Raw genomic sequence first — 20,800 nt, 5'->3', positions numbered from 1 at the left:
CGAAGGACGGGGTTTCTACCCATAGGGCACAGGGAATAAATTACAAAAAAGCCCCATGCCCCATGCCCCATGCCCCATGCCCCATCCCTCCGCTTCGCTTCGCCCAATTCCCAATTCCCCCTTCCCCATGATTAACTGTCAAATTCCCACAGGATTAATTGTTTCTTGTCAAGCACCTGCTGATTCGCCGCTGCACGATCCGATCGTGATTGCAGCAATGGCTCGCGCCGCCATCAATCGAGGTGCATCGGGCGTGCGGATTGACACCCCGGCTCACATTGCAGCGGTGCGACAACAGGTATCAGCTCCTATAATTGGCATTTGGAAGCAGCAATTGCCGGGATGCGAGATTTACATTACTCCTCGGTTTGAAGACGCGCGGGCGATCGCACTTGCAGGAGCAGATATTATTGCCATTGATGCGACTTTGCGAAACCGCCCTGCTGGCGAAGACTTAAAGACATTAATCGATCGCATTCACAAAGAATTAGGGAAATTAGTCATGGCGGATGTAGATACTATAGAATCTGCGATCGCCGCTGCTGAAGCTGGTGCAGATACTGTCGGTACTACTCTTTTTGGCTACACACCCCAAACAGAAAGTTTCTCGCCGCCCGGATTTGATTTGCTAGCGCAAATGGTAGCAAAGCTCAAGGTTCCCGTTATCTGCGAAGGCGGAATCTCTGGGCCCTCCATGGCTAAAAAAGCATTGAATTTAGGAGCAACGGCTGTTGTTGTCGGTGGAGATATTACTGGAATTGATATTAAGGTGACAGCCTATGCGTCGTTCATTCAGTTGACAGTTGACAGTTGACAGTTGACAGCACCCTCTACCTGGAAGTCCGAGGATTGGGGTAATGAATCGTCTGATTTTAATTTCTACGCCAAACAAGCGAGGCTTTCAAGCAATTATTTCTGCTATCAGGAAAAAAAGCATAAAATTGTAGAACGAAAACCATACGGGATTTTACGCACTTATGTCTCTGCCAATAGACATATTTATGTCGGTCACTAAAGAGCTAAAAGTTGTCATCGCTGTATCCTGGACGAAATAATCCGGATGAGAATTAGATCTGCCTGTTAATTCAATCAAAGAGCAGATTAATTAATATGGCTAGCGATTTTTCTTTTAACTCTAAAGTCCGATTAAACAAAAATACCTCGGACAATCCCGGACAGCAACGGAGTCGATCGCTCCAAGTGATGATTTTTATGCTAATAGTCACTACCATGGTGGGGATGCCGATCTTTCGTCTAGCCGAATTGCAACTGGTACAGGGAGCCTACAACCGACAGCGGGCGGAAAATAACCGCATTCGCCCTGTCTCAGTGGCCGCCAATCGCGGTCAAATTGTAGATCGCAACGGCAAAATTTTGGCAGCCAGCCGCGTATCGCGATCGGTGTATTTGTGGCCAAAAGAGCGATCGGCCCAAGAGTGGCAAGAAGTCGCGGCTACACTGAGCCCGATCGTCAAACTTCCCGCCACCGAAATCATCAAAAAAATCGATGAAGCAGGCTACAAATCAGCCCTACCAGTGCGAATCAGTAAAAATATTGATATCGGTACTTTCGTCGCTTTGGGAGAACAAGCTAATACTTTGCGAGGAGTTGAAATTCGCTCCGAATCGAGCCGAGACAATCCCAACGAACAATTAGCAGCTCACGTTTTGGGATACGTCGGGGAAGCTAGTTTAGATCAATTAAAAGCTAATCCAACATATCCGATGGGCATGATTGTCGGTCAGATGGGAGTTGAAAAATTAGTTAATTCTACATTAGAAGGCGTTTGGGGAAACCGCTTAATTGAGGTGAATGCTAAGGGGGAAGAAATCCAAGACTTAGGTATAAAAGACCCTATTCCCGGCAAACCCGTGCAGCTAACCTTAGATTTAGATATGCAAAAAACTGCCGAAAAAGCTTTGGGCGATCGCCTGGGTGCCGTTGTAGCGATCGACGTGAAGACCGGAGCACTGTTAACAATGGGTAGTTGGCCGACATTTGACCCCAACATTTTCACCCGCAAGGTGACTCAAAAAGAATGGGATAGACTGCAAGGGCCAGAAAAACCATTTTTAAATCGGGCAGTTCAAGGCTATCCAGTCGGCAGCACTTTTAAAATTGTAACTTCTGTCGCCGGGATGGAATCGGGCAAGTTTGCTCCTGACTCGACTTTACTATCATCTTCTTCAATTACGATCGGTGGCATTTCTTTCAACGAACACGGCGCGGGTCAAGGTGTTATCGGTTTCCGCGATGCTTTGGCCTTTAGCAGCAATACATTTTTCTATCAAGTAGGCATGGCGGCAGGCCCGGAACAAATGTCGAAATGGGCGTCTAAAATGGGCATTGGCGGGACGATTAATTTAGATATTTTGGGGATAGACGGCGCCAATCACGGTCAAGTGCCCACGCCAGCAGAGAAAAAGAAAATGTACAAGGAAGATTGGTATGTGGGCGATACCGTCACAATGGCGATCGGTCAAGGCTTGGTACTTTGTACTCCCCTAGAATTAGCAGTTATGGTATCAACAATTGCTAACGGCGGTTCGCGAGTGCAGCCGCACTTGTTGGCATCTCAAACCAATACACCCCTCACGAAAAAAATCCCAACAGGAATTAAACCTTCTACTTTAAAGGTCATCAAAGAAGGATTAGTTGACGTGGTGAAAAAGGGTACAGGCCGCGGTCTGAATGACGGTACAATTCCTTTAAGTGCTGGTAAGACAGGGACTGTGGAAATGCCCGGTCATCCTGACAATTCTATGTATGTAGGTTTTGCACCCGCTGACAAGCCGGAAGTTGCGATCGCAGTTATAGTCGAAGGTGGCGGATTTGGTGCTGTCTCGGCCGCACCAATTGCTCACGAGGTCTTTAAAACCTATTTTCAAAAGCAAGGTTTTAAACCTACTAATAAGCCTTTCAAATAATAATTGATATTATGTCCTGTCAATTACCATAAAAACGGTTTGTAGTGAGGACTTTAGTCCGCGCCGTGTCAATTATCCGCCATAAAAACGGTTTGTAGTGAGGACTTTAGTCCGCGCCGTGTCAATTATCCGCCATAAAAACGGTTTGTAGTGAGGACTTTAGTCCGCGCCGTGTCAATTACCATAAAAACGGTTTGTAGTGAGGACTTTAGTCCGCATCCAAATCCGAGGAGAGGACTGAAGTCCTCACTACAAACCAATCTTAATTATGGTAATTCGAGGGGACATAATATTAATTATTGACTGTTGACTGTTCATATTTTGTGATGTAAGGTGCGCCCGCGCACCTTACTGTTATCAATGCACTCAAAAGTTTTCTCCAACCAATCGTCTCACCTCCAAAGTCGATAAATTCATCATTTGCGCCACCTGTTCTATATTCATCCCAGAATTTAAAAGTTGAGTTAAGGAATGAAAATTCAATAATTTCAGCATCTTTACGCCCGCTAGCTTTGCAGGCAAGGATTGAAAGTTCGAGATTGCTTAAGTTATTAAATTGCCATTCCTAAGAGCGATCGCAAAGCTGAATCCGCTGCCAGCCGCGCTTGCTGTTCTTCCTTGTGAGCCTTCAAAGATTGAGTTATTTTAGTAGTATCAACATTTTTATTCTCAACAGATTCTAGAAATAAAGTCATGAACGAAGAAGAAAAAGAAGCAGAATATATCAGAATATACAACAGTAGAAAACATTTGTGGTTGGAAGAAGTGCTGAGGCGCTATGAGGCTGGGGAGAGAGACTTTTCTTTGATTAAAGTGAAATTGAGCAACGAGCAGTCTAAGGAGCGCTACTTAAGTGGAGTGAACTTGAGTGGAGCTAACTTCAAGGAAAGTGACTTACGATCCCTGGTTTTTTACGGACAAGGAATCAATTTTAGTGGCTCAGATTTGAGCGACCTCGACTTGGCCTACGCACATTTTGAAGATGCGGATTTGAGTGGGGCTAACCTGAGCGAAGCTTGTCTGTGGCGAGCTAACTTTGACAGAGCGGATTTGACTGGGGCGAACTTGACTCAGACCGATTTGCAGGAGACTGGTTTTCACATGACTAATTTGAATAGATGCAAATTTAGTGGAGCCGAAATGATTGACACCGGGTTTGGTTTTTGTGACTTAATTGATAGTGATTTTAGGGATGCTAAGTTTCAAAAGGGGGTGGGTTTTTCTAAGTGTGACTTGACGAGAGCTAACTTCTTTGGCACTGACTTTAAAATAAGTGAAGTTAACGAGCACAAACCTGGAAGGGTTGTTCTCAAAGACGTTTACTTTAAAGATACTATCATGCCCGATGGTACTATTTGGAATAGTGAAGACTAATTCGTCGCTACCAGAGTACGTCTAAATCAGTTGTATCATCTTTGTAGGGGCAATTGTTTCGTAGTTATCCCGTGATTGTTAGGGCAGGCACTCTTGGCATCGCTCCTACATATCTATACAAATGATTTAGACGCGCTATATCAACTAATTACCTACCCTCCGCAAAAGAGGAAGTTAGTTTAACCAGGTTTTTGGGGGATAAGGGATATGATTGTTTTCATTTTTTCCTTGCTGTTAGGATCTTTAATCTGAGAAAGAAAGTCATATCTAAATGAGTCGCCAGATTTTTCTAAATCTGCATTAAGTCTTTCTTCTAGCTTGCCAATGGGAATTAAACGCTCTTCCCAGCCCAAAGTATTATTTTTGACGATAATATTTCCCTTGGCATCTTTTGTGGTGTAATCTAGGCTCTTCTGAATTTCATAGGAATTGTTCGGCATCCAAAAAGCAAAGTAATAATCTGGCTTGTCAGATGTTGAATTTGGCTTGAATCCCAGCACAACTTTCCAGAGAACACTAGGAACTGTTATCGTTCGAGTGCCGTCCGCTGTTTTGAAATTTTTAAAAGAATTGGGATTATCCTGAAGTGGAGCTTCCACAACTCTTCCTCTTTCATTTAAAACTGTCACAGTAGGAGGAGTAGAATATTTTGTTAACTCTCCACCACCAGAACCGTACACACCAGAAGAGATATAGAACTTATAAGGTGTTGGCTGTCCTTCATTTTTAAGACGCGCCAGATCCTGTAGTTTCTCTTCCAAACCGCTCCAAGCACCTCCATTTCCCTTGGAATCTTGAGGAACAATATTCGTAGTTAAGAAACTAGCATAAGTAGGTAGGCGGGAAAAAACCAATCTATGTAACAAAACATTAAGCTACTTAATTGGAGTTAAACTTAAGACGTTCAGTGGTGTAATTTCCCCTCTGTCCTCTAGCTTCTACTCCATGAATTACGGCATAGGCTAGTTCTAATTCATCATCAAACATTTGTCCCGCTAACTCATCTTTCTTAATATGTTGCCACTCCAATTCAATGGGGTTCATTTCCGAACAATACTTGGGCAAAAAGAAGATATATAAACCTTGCTTTTCCCAATGTGGCCATAACTCTTGGACTTCTTTGCATCGGTGTATTGGGCCGTTGTCTTGTACAATTACTCTCGGTCGTCCAATTTCAGCAGCTTCCTTCGCTTCTCGCTCCATCATTTTGATATAAGCTTTTCGATCAACACCCCCAATTACTAAACCATAAATAAAACTGATTCCCTGTTGAAGAAGTCCTATAATACTTAGTCTACGACCACGCCGTTTCGTTTGTTCTAATCGTTTCTGCTCACCTATTTGGTAATAAGTATAGCCTGGTTCACTCCACGCACAAAAACCTGATTCATCTAAATACTTTAAGTCAATTCCTCCCGCCGCTGCCTCTAATTGCAACATATCTAAGTCAGATTGCTTCGTTTCTTGTACTATGGGGTCTTGTTTTCCTTTGTGACTTTTTCTGGCTCGTTTCCAAACAACCCTTTTTTTTAGTATCCTTCTTAATCGATCGGCACTTAGTTTGACAGAACGTTCTTTTTCTAATTTCTGGACTAATTGAACACTGTTATATGTACGTGATTCGTTTTTGAGGGCTTCTTTTAAAAACTCTATATCTTCGTCTTTCCACGTTGGCTTTGCCCCTCGACCAGGCAACTCCCAAAGCCCTTCCATGCCTAGATTCGACCATTTATGTAAAACCTCTCTCACTGTTTGTAAAGTCCAATTAAAATGAGCAGCTATTTTTTCAACGTACCAGCCATGTGCATTTAATCTAATTACTTCTGCTCTATCTTTAACTTTTTGTGGAACATCCGCAGTTCTGAGTTGGAAGAGAGTTTTGTCTTGCTGTTGAGTCAGGAATACCCTTAATCTAGCGCCCATATATTTAGTTACCTCAGTCAATACTTCGGACAGTTTTTTAACGACTCTGTAAGCGTTACAGCGTAAGCCCTGGCATTTTTAATGGTTTTTTGAAACGAGCGGGCTAGACTTAAAGATTGAAAAAATAGTCATCCCTATAGCCATCAAGGGTTTGAGATACTAGATTAGATCTAAAACTGTCCGAAGTATTGCTCAGTAGATCTATTCTCTTTGTTTACTTATCTTAACATAGTTCGTTTTTTTTGCGCCGACCTACTTAAACCGTATTGGGGCATAAAGGGCCAAAAGGATATTTAACGTCTCTTCAGAAAACTGAAGTAATCGAATGGCTAAAGAATAAAGAATCTTGGGATTTCGATGAGCTAGTTAATTATTTAGACCAAGAGTTTGGTGTCATATATAAATCAAAATAGAGCTACTATGAACTTTTGTCTATTGCAAAAATTACCTGGAAAAGAACTCAGAAAATTAATCCTAAAGCCGATAATGAACTGGTCAAGACAAAGAGAGAAGAAATTAACAATACTTTGTCTGAAAACAATGTCCAGATAGAATCTGGGGAAACAATAGTATTTTTTATAGATGAATGTCATCTACTTCATGGTGATATCAATGGCTACGCTTGGGGTCTATCTGACACAAGAATTGAAGTCCCAATTACCAATCAAAAAAATAGACAAACTTATTTTGGTGCATTAAATTATCAAACCAAACAATTCCATGCTCAAGGCTATGAATCTGGTGATGGAAAATCAACAGTTAAATTCATAAAATACTTACAAGATAAATACAAAGGGCGGAGGATTATCTTGATTTGGGATGGGGCTAGCTATCATAGATATGGAGAATTTAAAGATTATTTGTTATCAGTCAATGCTGACAAAGAACCTGATAATTGGTCGATTACTTGTATTTTGTTTGCTCCCAATGCTCCCGAACAAAATCCAGTTGAAGATATTTGGTTACAAGCTAAATTTTTTTTACGAAGGTATTGGTATTTATGTAAGTCTTTTAAGATCGTCAAATTTTTGGAGAGAGTTTTTTACCAAGGAACAGAAATTTGATTTCCCGAAAATTCATCAGTACACCTATACATAGAAAATCATTTAGGATTGCTATAGCTACTAATTCTTTTGGGTTTTCGACGACGGTGGACTCCGGCTGGGTACAGGCATTGTAAATTACCTCTATTACATAGGAATCACATTTTGGCACTAATCTAATTTGACAAATTCGCTTTGGTTTTACCTCGGTTTTAATTAAAATATTAGTACCGGAAAGTTTTATAATTCTTTTCTTTAGTTGCTTGCTACTAATGGCTTGAATCGTATAGACTAGAATATTCCGACCCTTGACTTTATCTTTGTACTTCGGTAATTTCGGGCGACCCGTGAATCACGCGCAAGTCGATTTTGTAAGCTTTGACTGCTTCAAAAAAAGACTTCCAATTTTTGTCTAATATCATTAATATTTGTTGACTTACCTTGGCGGGTAATTCTTTGTATGCTTGATGAGATTTCATCAAACGATTCATTTCGTTGTAATTGATATAACCCCATCCGTAGACAAAACTTTGAGGGATAACGTAGTTAGCAGCGTTATACAAATTTTTGGATTTAAAGGCTAGTACATCTATTTCAACAAAACGATTCTCGCTGGATTTAATGATGTGTCTCTCTGCTAGTTGCATTTAGACTCTCCATTTTTTAACGCTCGCGATAAATTTATCAGTTCACCCTTGTGACTATATACTACAATTGCTTACTACTGCTTGTAAACTTAATGAAGTTTTATAATACCATTTTTTTAAAGTTATGACAGACTTTTGCAAACAGGGAAAGTGTATGAATTACAATGTCTTGTCGTGCTCGATCTCTATCGGATCTTTAGAAAAATGGTATAACGTGCGCTTACCCTGCGACGGTGACGGATGCGGAGGTTATTAAAGAGATTAAACGATCGCTTTTTTGTTGGCTAGTTCCTGGCTTTGTGAAAAATACCGTTAACCTGACGTTGCGGCTTAGATCTTGATACTTTTGGGACTGACAATGTCGGCTCAATATTGGAAATCAACAGACGTTTAAATATCTCAAAAAATTATCGCTTCACAGATGCCTGTGAAGCGATAATTTTGGGAAAAGTCTATTAGCAATTTATCGGACGCGATCGCATTTTCAATTAAACAGCCGCCAACTGTGGAGTCGGACGCTTGCTGTTGCGGATACCCTCGATCGCACCTGCGTAATCCTTCGCCTTAAATACCGCAGAACCAGCTACGATCGCATTTGCGCCCGCTTCCAACACCTGCCAAGTATTATCCACCTTCAAACCACCATCCACCTCAATCCAAGGATCGAGACCTCTCTCGTCGCACATTTGGCGCAGCTTGCGAATTTTTGGTACCATAGTCGGGATAAAGCTTTGACCGCCAAAGCCCGGATTGACGCTCATAATCAGCACCAAATCGCAAAGATCCAGCACGTGCTCGATCAACTCCAGCGGTGTCGAAGGATTCAAAACCACACCAGCCATTTTGCCCAATTCCCGAATTTGACCCAGGGTGCGGTGCAAGTGAGGCGAAGCATTGTGTTCGGCGTGCACCGAAATAATGTCAGCACCAGCTTTCGCGAAGTCCTCGACGTACTTCTCCGGTTCCACAATCATCAGGTGGACATCCAGAGGTTTCTTGGTGACGGGGCGAATTGCTTCGACAATCAGCGGCCCGATCGTAATATTAGGTACAAAGCGACCGTCCATCACATCTACGTGAATCCAGTCGGCGCCGGCGCGATCGACAGCCTGAATCTCTTCTCCAAGACGGCTAAAATCGGCTGATAATATTGATGGAGAAATAACGATCGATTTTTGGGATTTGGTCATAAAAAAAATTCGGTAAGTGGGAAACTCATAGTCTTTAGACCTGAGAGGAAAACGACCCGGCGATTTCAATCGCCTTGAATCTTTGCATTACCGCCTTGGAGTTGTAAGAGTCCGGTGTACTTTTGTAGTGTACTTTCAATGGGACAATTACCATTTCAAATCTTACAACCCTGTACGCATAATGTTCGCTCCTGATGGAGCCTCCCTTGCGGGGTAATGTTCGCCTCGACCTGGTTATAAAGGCTTGTTAGACCTGCGACACTGTTTCAGTGACTTTAAAACTGTTTAATCGCAGATGACAGAGCGGAAAACTGGCGTCGCATTCTCCGGTGTCGTGACCTAAATAACGTCTCCTCCTAAGAGGGGTCTGGTCAGAACAGCTCGCAATTTCTTACGAGCTCAGTGGCTAAAGCCCTGAGTTCCTGACGGCTAGGTCTGTGTCTCCTGTCTCCTGTGCTGTATCCAGTTTATCAAAATGCGGCTCTCCGGCTCGAAAAGTTGTCAATAATAGGTAAGAGCAGGTTTAGCGGCCAAATTTTGCCTCTAAAAGACAATTTTTGTGCAAAACCTGCCCTGCTGCGAATTTTGCTTTACGATATAAATTTTCCGTATAGCAAATAACTTGCGTGCAAAACTAGACCTCCTGCAAATTTTCTGTAGCCAATTATGAAAAATAAAGATCCCTTAGACAATCCCGAACTCGATCGGGCAAGTCTGTTTGTACTAATGATCCCAGTCATCGGCTTTTTCCCCGCCCTGTGGAATCTTTACCGCCGTCAGGGCAGCCCCGAGCGCAAAGCCGTCAGCCGATTGGCAATTGCCCTTGCATTTAGCTGGCTCTTAGGACATATTCTTTTAGAAGCTGGAGCGATTTCTGCGGAATCTTCGACACTTACCATGTTATTAATGAGTAGCCTGCTGACAACCAGCTATTTTATCGTTGCTCTGGGACTGATGGTTCGCCTCTGGAAGCGTCAACCGCTATGGTTGCCCGGAATTAGCCGCGTAGCCGAGCAAGTGGTCGGCAAACATTTATCATAATTTAGGGTTCCTTTAAGCCCCTACTGTATTGATTGACTGCGTTTTCAGCTTGATACTACATATTGTCACGATCTTTTTTATTTTTGTTGTGTGTGAGGAAGCCAGTGCCAGCTCAAAAAACTCCTAATCAAGACCCTATCAAACAATCAACCGCTCAACCTTCAACCAAAAAATCGCACCAACCGCATCGAGGCCGTTGGCTGGGTTTTGGTTTTGGTTTGGCTGGAGTAGCCATGCTCTCAGCCACAGCCGGAGCGCTGCTAGCCGTCTCCCTTTCCACAACGCCGCTTCAGCAACAAAAGTTGAGCCCTGAAGAAGCGGCGGTGTTTTCTCAAGGCGACATGGCAAAGCTCAGCATGAAGATGCCGGAGCTGACTCGCCCAGTTAATATTTTAGTCTTAGGACTTAAGGTTCTGAGTTCAGACCTCGAAGGCCATCCCGATAAAGACAAGGGATACGATGTCTGGCAAAACTCTTTTAAGGGTTTAACCGATACTATGCTGTTGGTGAGGTTTGACCCTCAAAATAAAAAAATAAGCGTGCTTTCCATTCCGCGAGACACCCGCACCTATGTCGAAGGTAGGGGTGTCGTGAAAATCAACGAAGCTAATTACTACGGCGGCCCTGCTTCATCCGCTAAGTCAGTAAGCGGACTGCTGGGCGGCGTGGGAATCGATCGCTATGTCACAGTCAATATTCAAGGCATCAAAAGTTTGGTAGATGCCCTGGGCGGGATTACTATTAATGTCCCTAAAGACATGAAGTATACCGATGAAAGTCAGCATTTATATATAGATTTAAAGGCTGGCAAACAACGTCTGAATGGCGAACAAATCGTACACTATTTGCTTTACCGACATGACGATTTAGGCGATATCGGGCGGGTACAGCGCCAGCAATTGTTGATGCGGGCTTTTGTGGAAGAGCAAGTTAATGTTGGTTTGCTCTCTCGGTTGCCGAAGATTTTATCGGTGATTCAGTCTCACCTTGATACTAATTTGAGTATAGAAGAATTGGTGGCTTTGGCTGGTTTTGCTACTCAAACCGATCGCGCTGGAGTGCAGATGTTGATGGTTCCTGGCAAATTCAGCGATCCTAAGGACTACAAGGCAAGTTTTTGGTTGCCAGACCAAAATGGCATCGAAACTCTGGTAGCAAAGCATTTTGACTTCGGTCAAAATACTTGGACAATCGAGAATGCTGATTCGACTTTTCTGAAGGTGGCGATTCAAGACAGTACGGGCGATCGATCGGCGGTTGAAGATTTTGTCAGGACTTTAACTCGGGCAGGCTATCGGAATGTGCAAGTTTCTAAAGCTTGGTCTGAACCGCTAGACCTAACGACGATTGTAGCTCAAGACGGGGACATTAAAAGTGCTCAAGCGATTCGCCAGTCTTTGGGTTTTGGAGAGGTGCTGGTTGAGAGTACGGGTGCTTTGCAGTCAGACGTGACAATCAGATTGGGTAAGGATTGGTTGAGTAAAAAAACTCAGTCTGGCGGAGGGCTTTAAGTCTTTTTAAACGGAGATATTTTTGCACTAATATCAGCAGGCAAGATGCCTGTTCCACAAAAATTAGATTTTATTGTGGAACGGGCATCTTGCCCGTTTATGAAAGGCTTATTGACAATGGTTCGATCGCCTCAGCCACCGCACCCACACCCAACCCAAAAAACTACCGATAAAATAAGACGGAAAATCCGACCAAGTAAAGGAGTTTCCCAATACCAATCGTCCCGGTAAAGTAGCTCTAGCTGCTTGTAAAAACGGAGGTTGCCACAGTTGCAGAAACTCCAATCCGCAGGTAGCAATACACACTCCTATAGCAACCCAAACGAGGGAAGCTTGCGGCCACAAGAAAACTGTTAGCAAAATCCAAAATATTTGATAAGCTACGGCCCCGAAAAAGTCGTTGAACCATTCCGGTGCAGGGCCGCGAGAAAACCTGATCGTGTAACCTAAAGGGATAATTACAGCAATGCTGATTAGCAAGGCTACTCGATATTTAAAAAAATGGTGACGGGGATAAAATGGAGAATTCATTAAAATTGAGACAGGTTTTTTGTTCGATTTAAGGATTGTACTGTAGTCTGAATTAGACATCTCCTAAAGAGCCACTCAAGGGCAGGCGTTCCGCCTAATCCCTACTTCCCACAAGAATTGTGGGAGAGGTACATTATACTCTCAAAACAGTGACATGAAATGAATGATTACATCGATCTTTACTGCGAACGTATTATTCCTGGTTTATGGAGTGAACCACTAAATGCTGTATCTAATATTTCTTTTTTCATTGCAGCATGGGCTATTTTTCAATTGACTCGGCAACAGCAAAAAGTACCGACTGGTATTTGGATATTGATTAGTTTAGCCACCAGTATAGGTATTGGAAGTACCCTATTTCATACATTTGCGACAGAATGGGCAGGATTGCTAGATATGATTCCTATTGTGCTCTTTCAGCTTGTTTTTTTATGGTTGTATAGCCGTCAAGTAGTTAGAATGAAATATGGATATGCAGGAGGATTGCTAGTAGGATTTTTATTTGCAAGCAACTTCAGCAATCAATTTACAAATGTTCTCAACGGTTCTCTTTCTTATGCTCCTACTTTTTTAGTGTTACTAGGGCTTGGACTATATCACTACCAACAGAAAAAGCGTGAGCCATTTGTTCTATTAGCAGCATCGGGGGTATTCCTGTTAGCCCTTTCATTCCGAACTGTCGATCGCGCAATTTGTCCTTACTTTTCAACGGGCACTCATTTTCTTTGGCATCTTTGTAATGGTATTTTGCTGTACTTATCAGCAAGAGCATTAATCCTAAACAGGTCTATGATGGAGTAGGGTTTACTTAAGAAAAATCTGACTTGCCCAAAATGGCTATATTGCCAGAAAATCGTCAGATGAAATTCATCAAAAGCATTAAGTAAACCGTATTGCAATACAATCCACTCCATCAAGAGAAGAGTTTTGAACCGTATTGGGGCGCTTTTGGCGCAGAGGGAAGAGTATTGCGAGGGTTTTGGATGTCGTAAAAAAACCTTTTATCCCTCCCCTCTCTGTGTTCTCTGTGTTCTCTGCGGTAAAATCTTCTTAATATCTACTTCACCTCTTTATAATCCAAAAATCGTCAGATGAAATTCATCAAAAGCGTTAAGTAAACCGTATTGGTCTATGATGGAGTAGGGAGCGATCGCCTCTACCCCTCTCCACATCCCTAAGCACCTCTTCTAGCAACATCCGCTCTAAATGCCGGGAGTAAGCTAAAATCTGCAATCTACCGATCGACTGGCATAAAATTGTAACCCGTACCGGATTTAGAATCGGGTACAATTTGCAAAAGAACTACTTTGCTATTGCGATCGCCACTCGACAAAAATCTAATTTCCCCCGTCGCACCGCTAACTTTGAAATCCTCACCAGCTAAGGCTTTAGCCAGCATCACTCGCCCCGCTTTACCGCTATTCGGCTCAATTTTCCCGATCGACCTTCCCAGCCGCAACACCTGCACCGCATCGTAACTCATCGCCGTCCGCCAGCTAACATCAATTCCCCACAAATTTCTAGCTAATTCTACAAATTTTTGATTTTTACTATCAGCAAAATGCCAAGGTACAGAAATTATCGCCCCGTTCAAAGCTGCTCCACCCTGTTTCAATAAATCCGTATTGTATAGAGCATCACCGCCAATTATTGGCAAACCTTTTTGATTATTTTTAGCGATTTCTAGGAATGAATTTACAGTATCTGAATCTGGTAGCAAAACCAACACATCTGCTTCCATCCCATCGATGTGCGCCGCAGAATTTGGCTCAGATAAATCTACTTCTTTAACAACTTGACCGCCTTCCAGAATCAAAGTAGTAGAAAAAGCTGTTTGCAGCGACTTGCTATAAGAACTTTTGGAATTGTAAAAAACCGCAGCCGTGCTTTTTTTCATGCCAGTTAACATATAGCGAGCTAAAGCCGTACCTGTAAATTGGTCGCTCGGTATCGTCCGAAAGAAATAGTTTACTCCGTCAGGGCGCCTCGGAACCGTTGCTAATTGAATGCTCGTGCTCGTAGGTGCGATCGCCACCATTTGATTTTGACTGTAAATTGGAGCAACTGCGATCGAAGTTTTGCTGGTGCCGTGACCGACAACTGCTAAAATACTGCTATCTGCAATCAGACTCTGTGCAATAGCCTTCGCCCGATTTTCATCATTACCGTCATCAGCAATTACTACCTTTAAAGGCACTCCCGCCTTAATTGCTTCGTCTTGAGCTTGAGCTATCCCGCGCAATATTTCCGCCGCCCCGCTGAGATTGTCGCCAATCGGAACTACTGCGGCAATTTTCAAAGCTTGTGCAGTACCGAGTCGAGCGTTATTGAGATAAATTAAAGTTTCCGCGTCTGTGCGATCGACTTTTACAGCCGCTTCTAGCTGATTTACCGCCGTTTTGAAGTCACCGCTGGCGATCGCGCGAACTCCTGCTTGCTTGTCAGGATTTGCCGTGCTAGCGAACAAAATGCGATCGCCCGCACTGATGTAACTGCTGGCATCTACGGGCGAGGAAGTTTCGGCATTTTCCGGTGTCACCCCAGGCAAAGAGGGCAATTGAGAATCGCTAGGATTCAGACTTCTCTCAGCTAAGTGTACAGCATCTTTGAGGATACTTATCAACTCTTTTTTGAAGACAAAAGCACCCGCACCTAAAGCAATTAAAAATATCAAAAATACATAAATAAGCCAGCTTTTGTTGCTGCTTTTTTGAGAGTTATCTTGCTCGTGACTGCTCGCCAAAGTAGCCACTGTTGGCTCCTCCAAAGCTGCTAACATTTCCTTAGCATTAGCGAACCGACTTCGGGGGTGAAATCTAATCGCTTTATCCAGAACTGCGGCAAATCTCACACTCACCTTTGATGAATGATTCTGCCAAAGCATCTCCCGAGTTTGGGGGTCAGTTTCTAAATCCTGGGGCCACTTGCCAGTTAGTAAATAAATTGCCGTCAATCCCAAACTGTACAAATCGCTCGAATATTCGGGTCTGCCTGCCGCTTGTTCCGGAGCCATAAATTGGGGCGTTCCAATGGAGATTGTTACATCATTTAACCCAGCAGTCATCCCTTGATTAATTGTTTCCTTAACTACGCCAAAATCTATCAAAACTGGTTCGTCGTCAGACTTGCGTAATATAATATTTTGGGGTTTAATATCTCGGTGGATAATCTGTTTTTCGTGTATATAATCCAAAACTATTAGCAGACTTGTCAGGATTTTTTTAACTTCCTCCTCGTTCATTCTTCCAACAACTTTGACTCGGTTGTTAAGCGTTTCCCCGTCTATCCATTCCAGCGCCAAGAAAAATAAACCGTTTTCCTCAAAGTGCCCGTAAAGTTTGGGGATTTGAGAATGCCCTTCGCCCAACTTTTCCAAAACAGCAGCTTCTTGAGAGAAACGCTCTCGAACACTTTGATCGATATCAGGATTATTTGTCTGGGGCTTAAGCTGCTTAATGACGCAACACCGATGCGAAGGCATTTGCGTGTCTTCGGCCAACAATGTTAAGCCAAAACCTCCTTCTCCCAACTTCTCAATTACCCGGTACCGATTGTTTAAAAGTTGTTCTGATTCTGGGTTGGGTTCCGGCGGCTGCAAAATATCGCCGTTGATTTGCACGGGACTTTCTACTGCGAGAATTCCATATTTGCCACTCCCGTTTGGTTCGGAATGAATTAGCATGGATGTGTCGCCGTTGTCTTTTAACTTTCTCTTGAGTTCAAAAATGCGATCGACTATTATTTTCTCTTCGTCACCTGTTGGGGGACGCTTGTACAACACATTAAAAATCGCTGTCGGTGCGACATATTTGCCGTAGTGTTTGCTCAACAGCAGCAGCACGATATACTCTTCTTTGTTTAGGTCTATGCACTCGGAACCTAGCTTGACGGCGCGGGTTTTAGTGTCGATGTTCAAGTTGTTCATACCGAAAAGTTTTATTGATAACTAAGAAATTAATAAAAATGCAAGTAATTGGTAAGAAATCGAGTATAGCCTCGATCGGGCAGATATGGTACAATAACAGCACTGGGGTCAACTACTGGAGAGATGTTTAGCTCCTCAACTGGATCGAATGCTCGTACCAGAGGCTGCAAAACAGGCTCGATCGCCGATTGCACGAGCGAGAACCCAAAATATCCTTAACGGTTAGACTTAATTGTATAAATATTTGATTTATAGCCAAACCGCAGATTGACGCAAATCGACGCAGATGTATTTCGAGATAAGTCTTCTTAAAAATTTTCAAGTTCCGTAAATAGCGATTGCCCGCCGTGAGTTGCACTGATTCAGGATTTTCGGCAGGGAATCGATCGCATTCAGTTACATGGGAGTCTTTCTGACTACAATATTGTTGGCAACTCGATAAATTTGGCGGGTACTTCTGACCAAATTGCTGTAATTCAAGGTGGCTTTACTCCTGATAGTTTCTTGTTCGTTTAAGAAGTTTAAAAAGATCGGGCGGTTGAAACCGCCTCTATACAAACAAAACCCGCCGGACGCCGGTTGAAGAAGACCGGGCGGTTGAAATTACGTTATTTTCTTTAGTCCGCGGAGGCGGACATCGTTTGTGTAGACGCGGTTTCAACCGCCGTCTTCGTCTTGTCTGCAATCCATTCGAGTAAAATCGGATTGACTAATTCCGGGGCTTCATCCTGGGGACAATGGCCTACGCCCTCCAGCGGAATAAACTTTTCTACAGCCGGAAACTTGGCTAATTCTCGCCCGAGGGCGATCGGCTCCCAAGGGTCTTTTTCGCCCCACACAATCAAAGCAGGACAGTTTAAACGGGGTAACAAATCCTCCGGTAAGGGGCCTTGAGAATAGCTAATAAATGCTACAAATACATCCACTGCGCCGTTGTCTCGCGCTGGTTTTAACAAGATTTCTACAAGTTCGTCGCTGACAGCTTCGGGACGGTGATAGGCTTGCAAAAGCACTTTTTTGACCGTATTCGGCGTTGCTAATTGTTTGAAAAATAATTGACTAATCCACTTGACATTTAAAACTTTTTGTGCGATTGGCGCTCCAAAACTGCGATACCAAGGCATTTCGGCGCGTTTGCGATCGTGCAACAAGCGCAGGGAACAATTGAGTAAAATGACACCAGAAGCAATATCGGGAAAATCAACGGCGGCTTGCATAATTGCTACGCAGCCGATCGAATTTCCCACCAAAAAAGCAGGCCCGCCCGCAACTTCCCGACAAAAATCGGCAATTAACTCTCCCCAAGTCTCAAAAGTATAATCAATCTCCAGCTTGGGCGCAGGCTTAGCAGAAGCGCCAAAACCGATAAGATCGATCGCAAAACAGCGACAATCAGCAGCCAACGCCGGTAAATTCTTGCGCCAGTGGCCCGAAGACGCCCCGAAACCGTGGACAAACACCACCGCCGGGCCCTGGGTGCCCGCAGCCTGGTAACAAATCGGAAAACCTTTCCACATCCAGGTTTGAGGCGCAAGAGCAGTTAACGTAGAAGAAGTCATATAGGTAAAAAAGTGAAAATTTAAGAGTTGGAAGGACTAAAGTCCTTACTACAAACCGTATCGCAATTCGAGGCAACTGCTAGGACATAAATCCCAAACCTTCGCTCCCTCCTCCCTCTGCGCCCTCTGGCGCTGGTGCGGTTAAATCCTCTTCCTTCTTCCTTTGCAGTTAGAGTCGATACTATGTCACGATTAAAGATGCCGACTTTTTTTGCCTTATTGAAATTTCCCCTATGCCAGCGATCATCTCAACTTCCGTCGTGCCGTTTCTAGGATCGGAAATCGTACCCGACTACGACACAGCCCGAGTAGTTATTTTACCAATTCCCTACGAGGCAACCACCACCTACCGCCGCGGGTGCGAAAACGGGCCGGCTAAGCTGCTAGAAGCTTCTCACCAGCTCGAATGCTACGACGAAGAACTCGATCGCGAAGTTTGCTACGATGTTGGTATTTATACCGCATTGCCGATCGCCGATACCCGCAACAAGCAACAAGTTTCATCCTTAGAAATGTTGCAAGTTACCCAACAAACCGTACACCAGCTAATTACCGAAAATAAGTTTGTCATCTCCCTCGGAGGCGAACACAGCATCACCGCTGGCGTTGTCGAAGGCTACCGCCAAGGATACCCCGACGAACCCTTCACAGTCGTGCAAATCGACGCCCACGGCGACTTGCGGCACGAATACGAAGGCTCGATTCACAACCACGCCTGCGTGATGCGGCGGGTTGTCGATATGGGCTTACCGACACTGCAAATCGGAATTCGCGCTATCTGCAAAGAAGAAGCCGACTTGATTAAAGCCAAACAGCTAAACGTCTTTCGAGCTCGGGAAATCGCGACTCAACCGGATTGGGCCGATCGCGCCCTTGCTAGCATAACAACCAAACGAGTATTTTTGACGATCGACCTAGACGGCATCGATCCCACATTAATCCCAGGAGTTGGCACGCCGGAACCAGGTGGGTTAAATTGGTATTCGCTCACCGGATTTTTACGCCGGTTATTCGAGTCCTACGAAGTCATCGGCTGTGACATCATGGAACTAGCACCTGTTGTAGATTCTGTAGTCTCAGAATTTACCGCCGCCAAACTAACATACAAAATGATTGGATATCAAGCTCTGGCGAAAGGTTGGCTAAAGCAAGACGAGGAATAAATCGCCAAGTCCGAATTCAAATAGGCTGTTGGTCAGGCTATAATTAAGTTCAACAGTTGACAGTTGACAGTTGACAGTTGACAGTTGACAGTTGACAGTTTCAGAGCTACCTCTACCCAGGAGTCCGAGTATTGGAGTAATGAATAGTCCGATCTTAATTTGTCATTCAAAGACGGGCGGGCTTTCAACCAATTCTTTCTGGTAAAGTCGAAAAATAACCTATTTGATTCGCACCGATCCTTTCATCTTTCATATTGGAAAATACTGCTCCTCACATCCTGAAAAAATGAGTTTAATCAGCGAAACAACAGGTACTCCCATTAACGGCTACGCTCCCGATTTTGAACTGCCGGGAGTTGACGAAGAAGTTCACCATTTATCTCGATATTTAGAAAAATGTCGAGCGATAGCGGTGATATTTATGTGCAATCAGTCTCCCTGCGTCGAGTTGTATCTCAATCGCCTCAAACAACTGCAAGCAGATTTTCAAGATAGAGACGTTACTTTAATCGGGATTAATGCTAATGATGCCAACCAGCATCCCGACGAAAATTTTGAAAATATGAAAATTTTTGCAGCCAACAATCAACTCAACTTCCCGTACATCCGAGATATGGCTCAAGATGTGGCTGAGAGTTTTGGGGCTTCTCATACGCCGGAGGTTTTTTTGTTAGACCAAGACGGCAGATTGCGCTATAAAGGTTTAATAGACGACAATGCCGACAATTCAGAAGCGGTGCAATTTTCTTATTTGCGAAGTGCGATCGACCAATTGCTGAATGACCAACCGATAGAACCTTCGAGTACAGAGGCGATCGGTTGTACTCTCAAATGGCGAGCATAGACGGCGGTTGAAACCGCCAGAAAGTCAAACATAGACGGCGGTTGAAACCGCTTCTACACAAACATAGACGGCGGTTGAAACCGCTCCTACACAAACGATGTCCGCCGGACGCCGACGGTCGAAGATAACGTATTTTAACCGCTCTTCAACCCGCGGAGGCGGGTTTCGTCTGTATAGACGCGGTTTCAACCGCCCGGTCTTCAACCGCCCGGTCTTCTATTTCTGATGAACTTAAAAAATACACGTATTCTCAATTTAATTATTGCAGCAATTGTGGCGATCGCACTGCTGATTAATTGGACTCCCGCCACAGCGCAGCAGCGAACATCTTTAACCGTATCCGCTGCCATCAGCCTCTCGCCAGCCTTAACAGAAATCAAAACAGTATATCAAACCAGCAATCCCAATGTGAATATTACCTATAATTTTGGTGCTTCCGGCGCCCTAGCCCAGCAAATTCAGCAAGGAGCCCCGGTAGATGTGTTTTTAAGTGCCGCTACCAAACAAATGGATGCTTTGCAGCAAGCTAATTTGCTCCTCAACCAGACACGACGCAACCTCCTGACAAATCGCCTGGTATTGATTACACCCAAAAATAGCGCTGTTTTGAGCGATTTCAAACAGTTGACGGATGCCAAAATCAAGAAAATTGCGATCGGCGAACCCAACAGCGTCCCCGTCGGACAATACGCCCAGGAAATGCTAACTAAACTAGGATTGTGGCAGCAAATTAAGCCAAAATTAGTGCTAGGAAATAACGTCCGTCAAGTGCTGACATTTGTCGAAAGCAGAAACGTTGATGCTGGCATAGTCTACGCCACTGACGGCAAAACATCCGACAAAGTAACTGTACAGCTAACAGCGGCCGCAAATTTGCACTCGCCCATCGTTTATCCCCTAGCAGTTATCAGAAACAGCCGCCATCCCGCAGCCGCCAAAACCTTTGTTGAGTTCTTGGCGGGCGATCGCGCTAAAATAGTATTTCAGAAATACGGATTCGGTTTAGCTCGTTAATTAGCAACCCGGAGAAAGAGGGCCGGCACCGGGCACCGCCCCTACAGTTTATTCTCTTCCTTCTCTTTCTTCCTTAGCGCCCTTTGCGTCTTCGCGGTTCGTTTAAA

17 protein-coding genes and 1 pseudogene are annotated in these 20,800 nt (G+C 44.0%); 10 read left to right on the top strand and 8 right to left on the bottom strand.

Annotated elements, in window-relative coordinates:
• Nucleotides 1-127: 127 nt before the first annotated feature.
• Nucleotides 128-814, top strand: coding sequence for an N-acetylmannosamine-6-phosphate 2-epimerase (locus QZ938_RS15070; protein WP_293352259.1), 687 nt, complete (start codon nucleotides 128-130; stop codon nucleotides 812-814).
• 296 nt (nucleotides 815-1,110) lie between these two features.
• Complete coding sequence (gene mrdA / locus QZ938_RS15065; protein WP_293352225.1) at nucleotides 1,111-2,928, top strand: penicillin-binding protein 2; 1,818 nt, start codon at nucleotides 1,111-1,113, stop codon at nucleotides 2,926-2,928.
• A gap of 551 nt (nucleotides 2,929-3,479) precedes the next feature.
• On the opposite strand, the gene QZ938_RS15060 is transcribed toward mrdA, so the two are convergent.
• Nucleotides 3,480-3,623, bottom strand: a complete 144-nt coding sequence (locus QZ938_RS15060; RefSeq protein ID WP_293156770.1) for a hypothetical protein — start codon at nucleotides 3,621-3,623, stop codon at nucleotides 3,480-3,482.
• Between QZ938_RS15060 and QZ938_RS15055 the strand changes: the two genes are divergently transcribed.
• Entirely contained in the window at nucleotides 3,622-4,302 is a 681-nt protein-coding gene (locus QZ938_RS15055; protein WP_293352227.1) for a pentapeptide repeat-containing protein, read from the top strand. The two genes, QZ938_RS15060 and QZ938_RS15055, sit on opposite strands and share 2 nt — an antisense overlap.
• A gap of 179 nt (nucleotides 4,303-4,481) precedes the next feature.
• Here QZ938_RS15055 and QZ938_RS15050 read toward each other — a convergent pair whose 3' ends face one another.
• Together QZ938_RS15050 and QZ938_RS15045 are read right to left on the bottom strand one after the other, a co-directional pair.
• Nucleotides 4,482-5,168: a DNA/RNA non-specific endonuclease gene (locus tag QZ938_RS15050; RefSeq protein ID WP_293363249.1), complete on the bottom strand. Its 687-nt coding sequence runs from the start codon at nucleotides 5,166-5,168 to the stop codon at nucleotides 4,482-4,484.
• Between the two features lie 13 nt (nucleotides 5,169-5,181).
• Nucleotides 5,182-6,225, bottom strand: a complete 1,044-nt coding sequence (locus QZ938_RS15045) for an IS630 family transposase (protein WP_293352231.1) — start codon at nucleotides 6,223-6,225, stop codon at nucleotides 5,182-5,184.
• Between the two features lie 428 nt (nucleotides 6,226-6,653).
• Here QZ938_RS15045 and QZ938_RS15040 point away from each other — a divergent pair, with 428 nt between their 5' ends.
• Nucleotides 6,654-7,289: an IS630 family transposase gene (locus QZ938_RS15040; protein WP_293352233.1), complete on the top strand. Its 636-nt coding sequence runs from the start codon at nucleotides 6,654-6,656 to the stop codon at nucleotides 7,287-7,289.
• Between the two features lie 85 nt (nucleotides 7,290-7,374).
• Here QZ938_RS15040 and QZ938_RS33050 read toward each other — a convergent pair.
• Nucleotides 7,375-7,915 (bottom strand): annotated as a pseudogene (locus QZ938_RS33050) (RNA-guided endonuclease TnpB family protein); the annotation flags it as partial.
• Between the two features lie 488 nt (nucleotides 7,916-8,403).
• Nucleotides 8,404-9,105 (bottom strand): ribulose-phosphate 3-epimerase, encoded by a 702-nt coding sequence (gene rpe, locus QZ938_RS15030; protein ID WP_293156758.1) that lies wholly within the window; start codon nucleotides 9,103-9,105, stop codon nucleotides 8,404-8,406.
• Nucleotides 9,106-9,771: 666 nt separating this feature from the next.
• On the opposite strand from rpe, the gene QZ938_RS15025 reads away from it, so the two are divergent.
• Nucleotides 9,772-10,146 carry a hypothetical protein gene (locus QZ938_RS15025; protein ID WP_293156757.1) on the top strand — a complete coding sequence of 125 codons (375 nt, stop codon included), beginning with the start codon at nucleotides 9,772-9,774 and terminating at the stop codon, nucleotides 10,144-10,146.
• Between the two features lie 104 nt (nucleotides 10,147-10,250).
• Entirely contained in the window at nucleotides 10,251-11,657 is a 1,407-nt protein-coding gene (locus QZ938_RS15020) for an LCP family protein (protein ID WP_293156753.1), read from the top strand.
• 108 nt (nucleotides 11,658-11,765) lie between these two features.
• Here QZ938_RS15020 and QZ938_RS15015 read toward each other — a convergent pair whose 3' ends face one another.
• Complete coding sequence (locus QZ938_RS15015; protein WP_293156750.1) at nucleotides 11,766-12,188, bottom strand: DUF2809 domain-containing protein; 423 nt, start codon at nucleotides 12,186-12,188, stop codon at nucleotides 11,766-11,768.
• Nucleotides 12,189-12,347: 159 nt separating this feature from the next.
• On the opposite strand from QZ938_RS15015, the gene QZ938_RS15010 reads away from it, so the two are divergent.
• Nucleotides 12,348-12,989: a ceramidase domain-containing protein gene (locus QZ938_RS15010; protein WP_293156747.1), complete on the top strand. Its 642-nt coding sequence runs from the start codon at nucleotides 12,348-12,350 to the stop codon at nucleotides 12,987-12,989.
• Between the two features lie 433 nt (nucleotides 12,990-13,422).
• On the opposite strand, the gene QZ938_RS15005 is transcribed toward QZ938_RS15010, so the two are convergent.
• Together QZ938_RS15005 and QZ938_RS15000 are read right to left on the bottom strand one after the other, a co-directional pair.
• Complete coding sequence (locus tag QZ938_RS15005) at nucleotides 13,423-16,113, bottom strand: ABC transporter substrate-binding protein (protein WP_293352235.1); 2,691 nt, start codon at nucleotides 16,111-16,113, stop codon at nucleotides 13,423-13,425.
• A 617-nt stretch (nucleotides 16,114-16,730) separates the two neighbouring features.
• Nucleotides 16,731-17,672 carry an alpha/beta fold hydrolase gene (locus tag QZ938_RS15000; protein WP_293352237.1) on the bottom strand — a complete coding sequence of 314 codons (942 nt, stop codon included), beginning with the start codon at nucleotides 17,670-17,672 and terminating at the stop codon, nucleotides 16,731-16,733.
• Nucleotides 17,673-17,905: 233 nt separating this feature from the next.
• Here QZ938_RS15000 and speB point away from each other — a divergent pair, with 233 nt between their 5' ends.
• The 3 genes from speB (at nucleotide 17,906) to modA (ending at nucleotide 20,693) form a co-directional block, all read left to right on the top strand.
• Nucleotides 17,906-18,835 carry an agmatinase gene (speB, locus tag QZ938_RS14995; RefSeq protein ID WP_293352239.1) on the top strand — a complete coding sequence of 310 codons (930 nt, stop codon included), beginning with the start codon at nucleotides 17,906-17,908 and terminating at the stop codon, nucleotides 18,833-18,835.
• A gap of 286 nt (nucleotides 18,836-19,121) precedes the next feature.
• Complete coding sequence (locus tag QZ938_RS14990) at nucleotides 19,122-19,679, top strand: thioredoxin family protein (protein ID WP_293156732.1); 558 nt, start codon at nucleotides 19,122-19,124, stop codon at nucleotides 19,677-19,679.
• A 225-nt stretch (nucleotides 19,680-19,904) separates the two neighbouring features.
• On the top strand, nucleotides 19,905-20,693 hold the full coding sequence (gene modA, locus QZ938_RS14985; RefSeq protein ID WP_293352241.1) for a molybdate ABC transporter substrate-binding protein: 789 nt from the start codon (nucleotides 19,905-19,907) through the stop codon (nucleotides 20,691-20,693).
• Nucleotides 20,694-20,800 lie beyond the last annotated feature (107 nt).

The organism is Microcoleus sp. CAWBG27, from assembly GCF_020883145.1.
In the GTDB taxonomy this organism is placed as follows: domain Bacteria; phylum Cyanobacteriota; class Cyanobacteriia; order Cyanobacteriales; family Microcoleaceae; genus Microcoleus.
The sequence above is the reverse complement of the archived record's forward strand: the minus strand, read 5'-3'. Positions and strand labels throughout refer to the sequence as shown.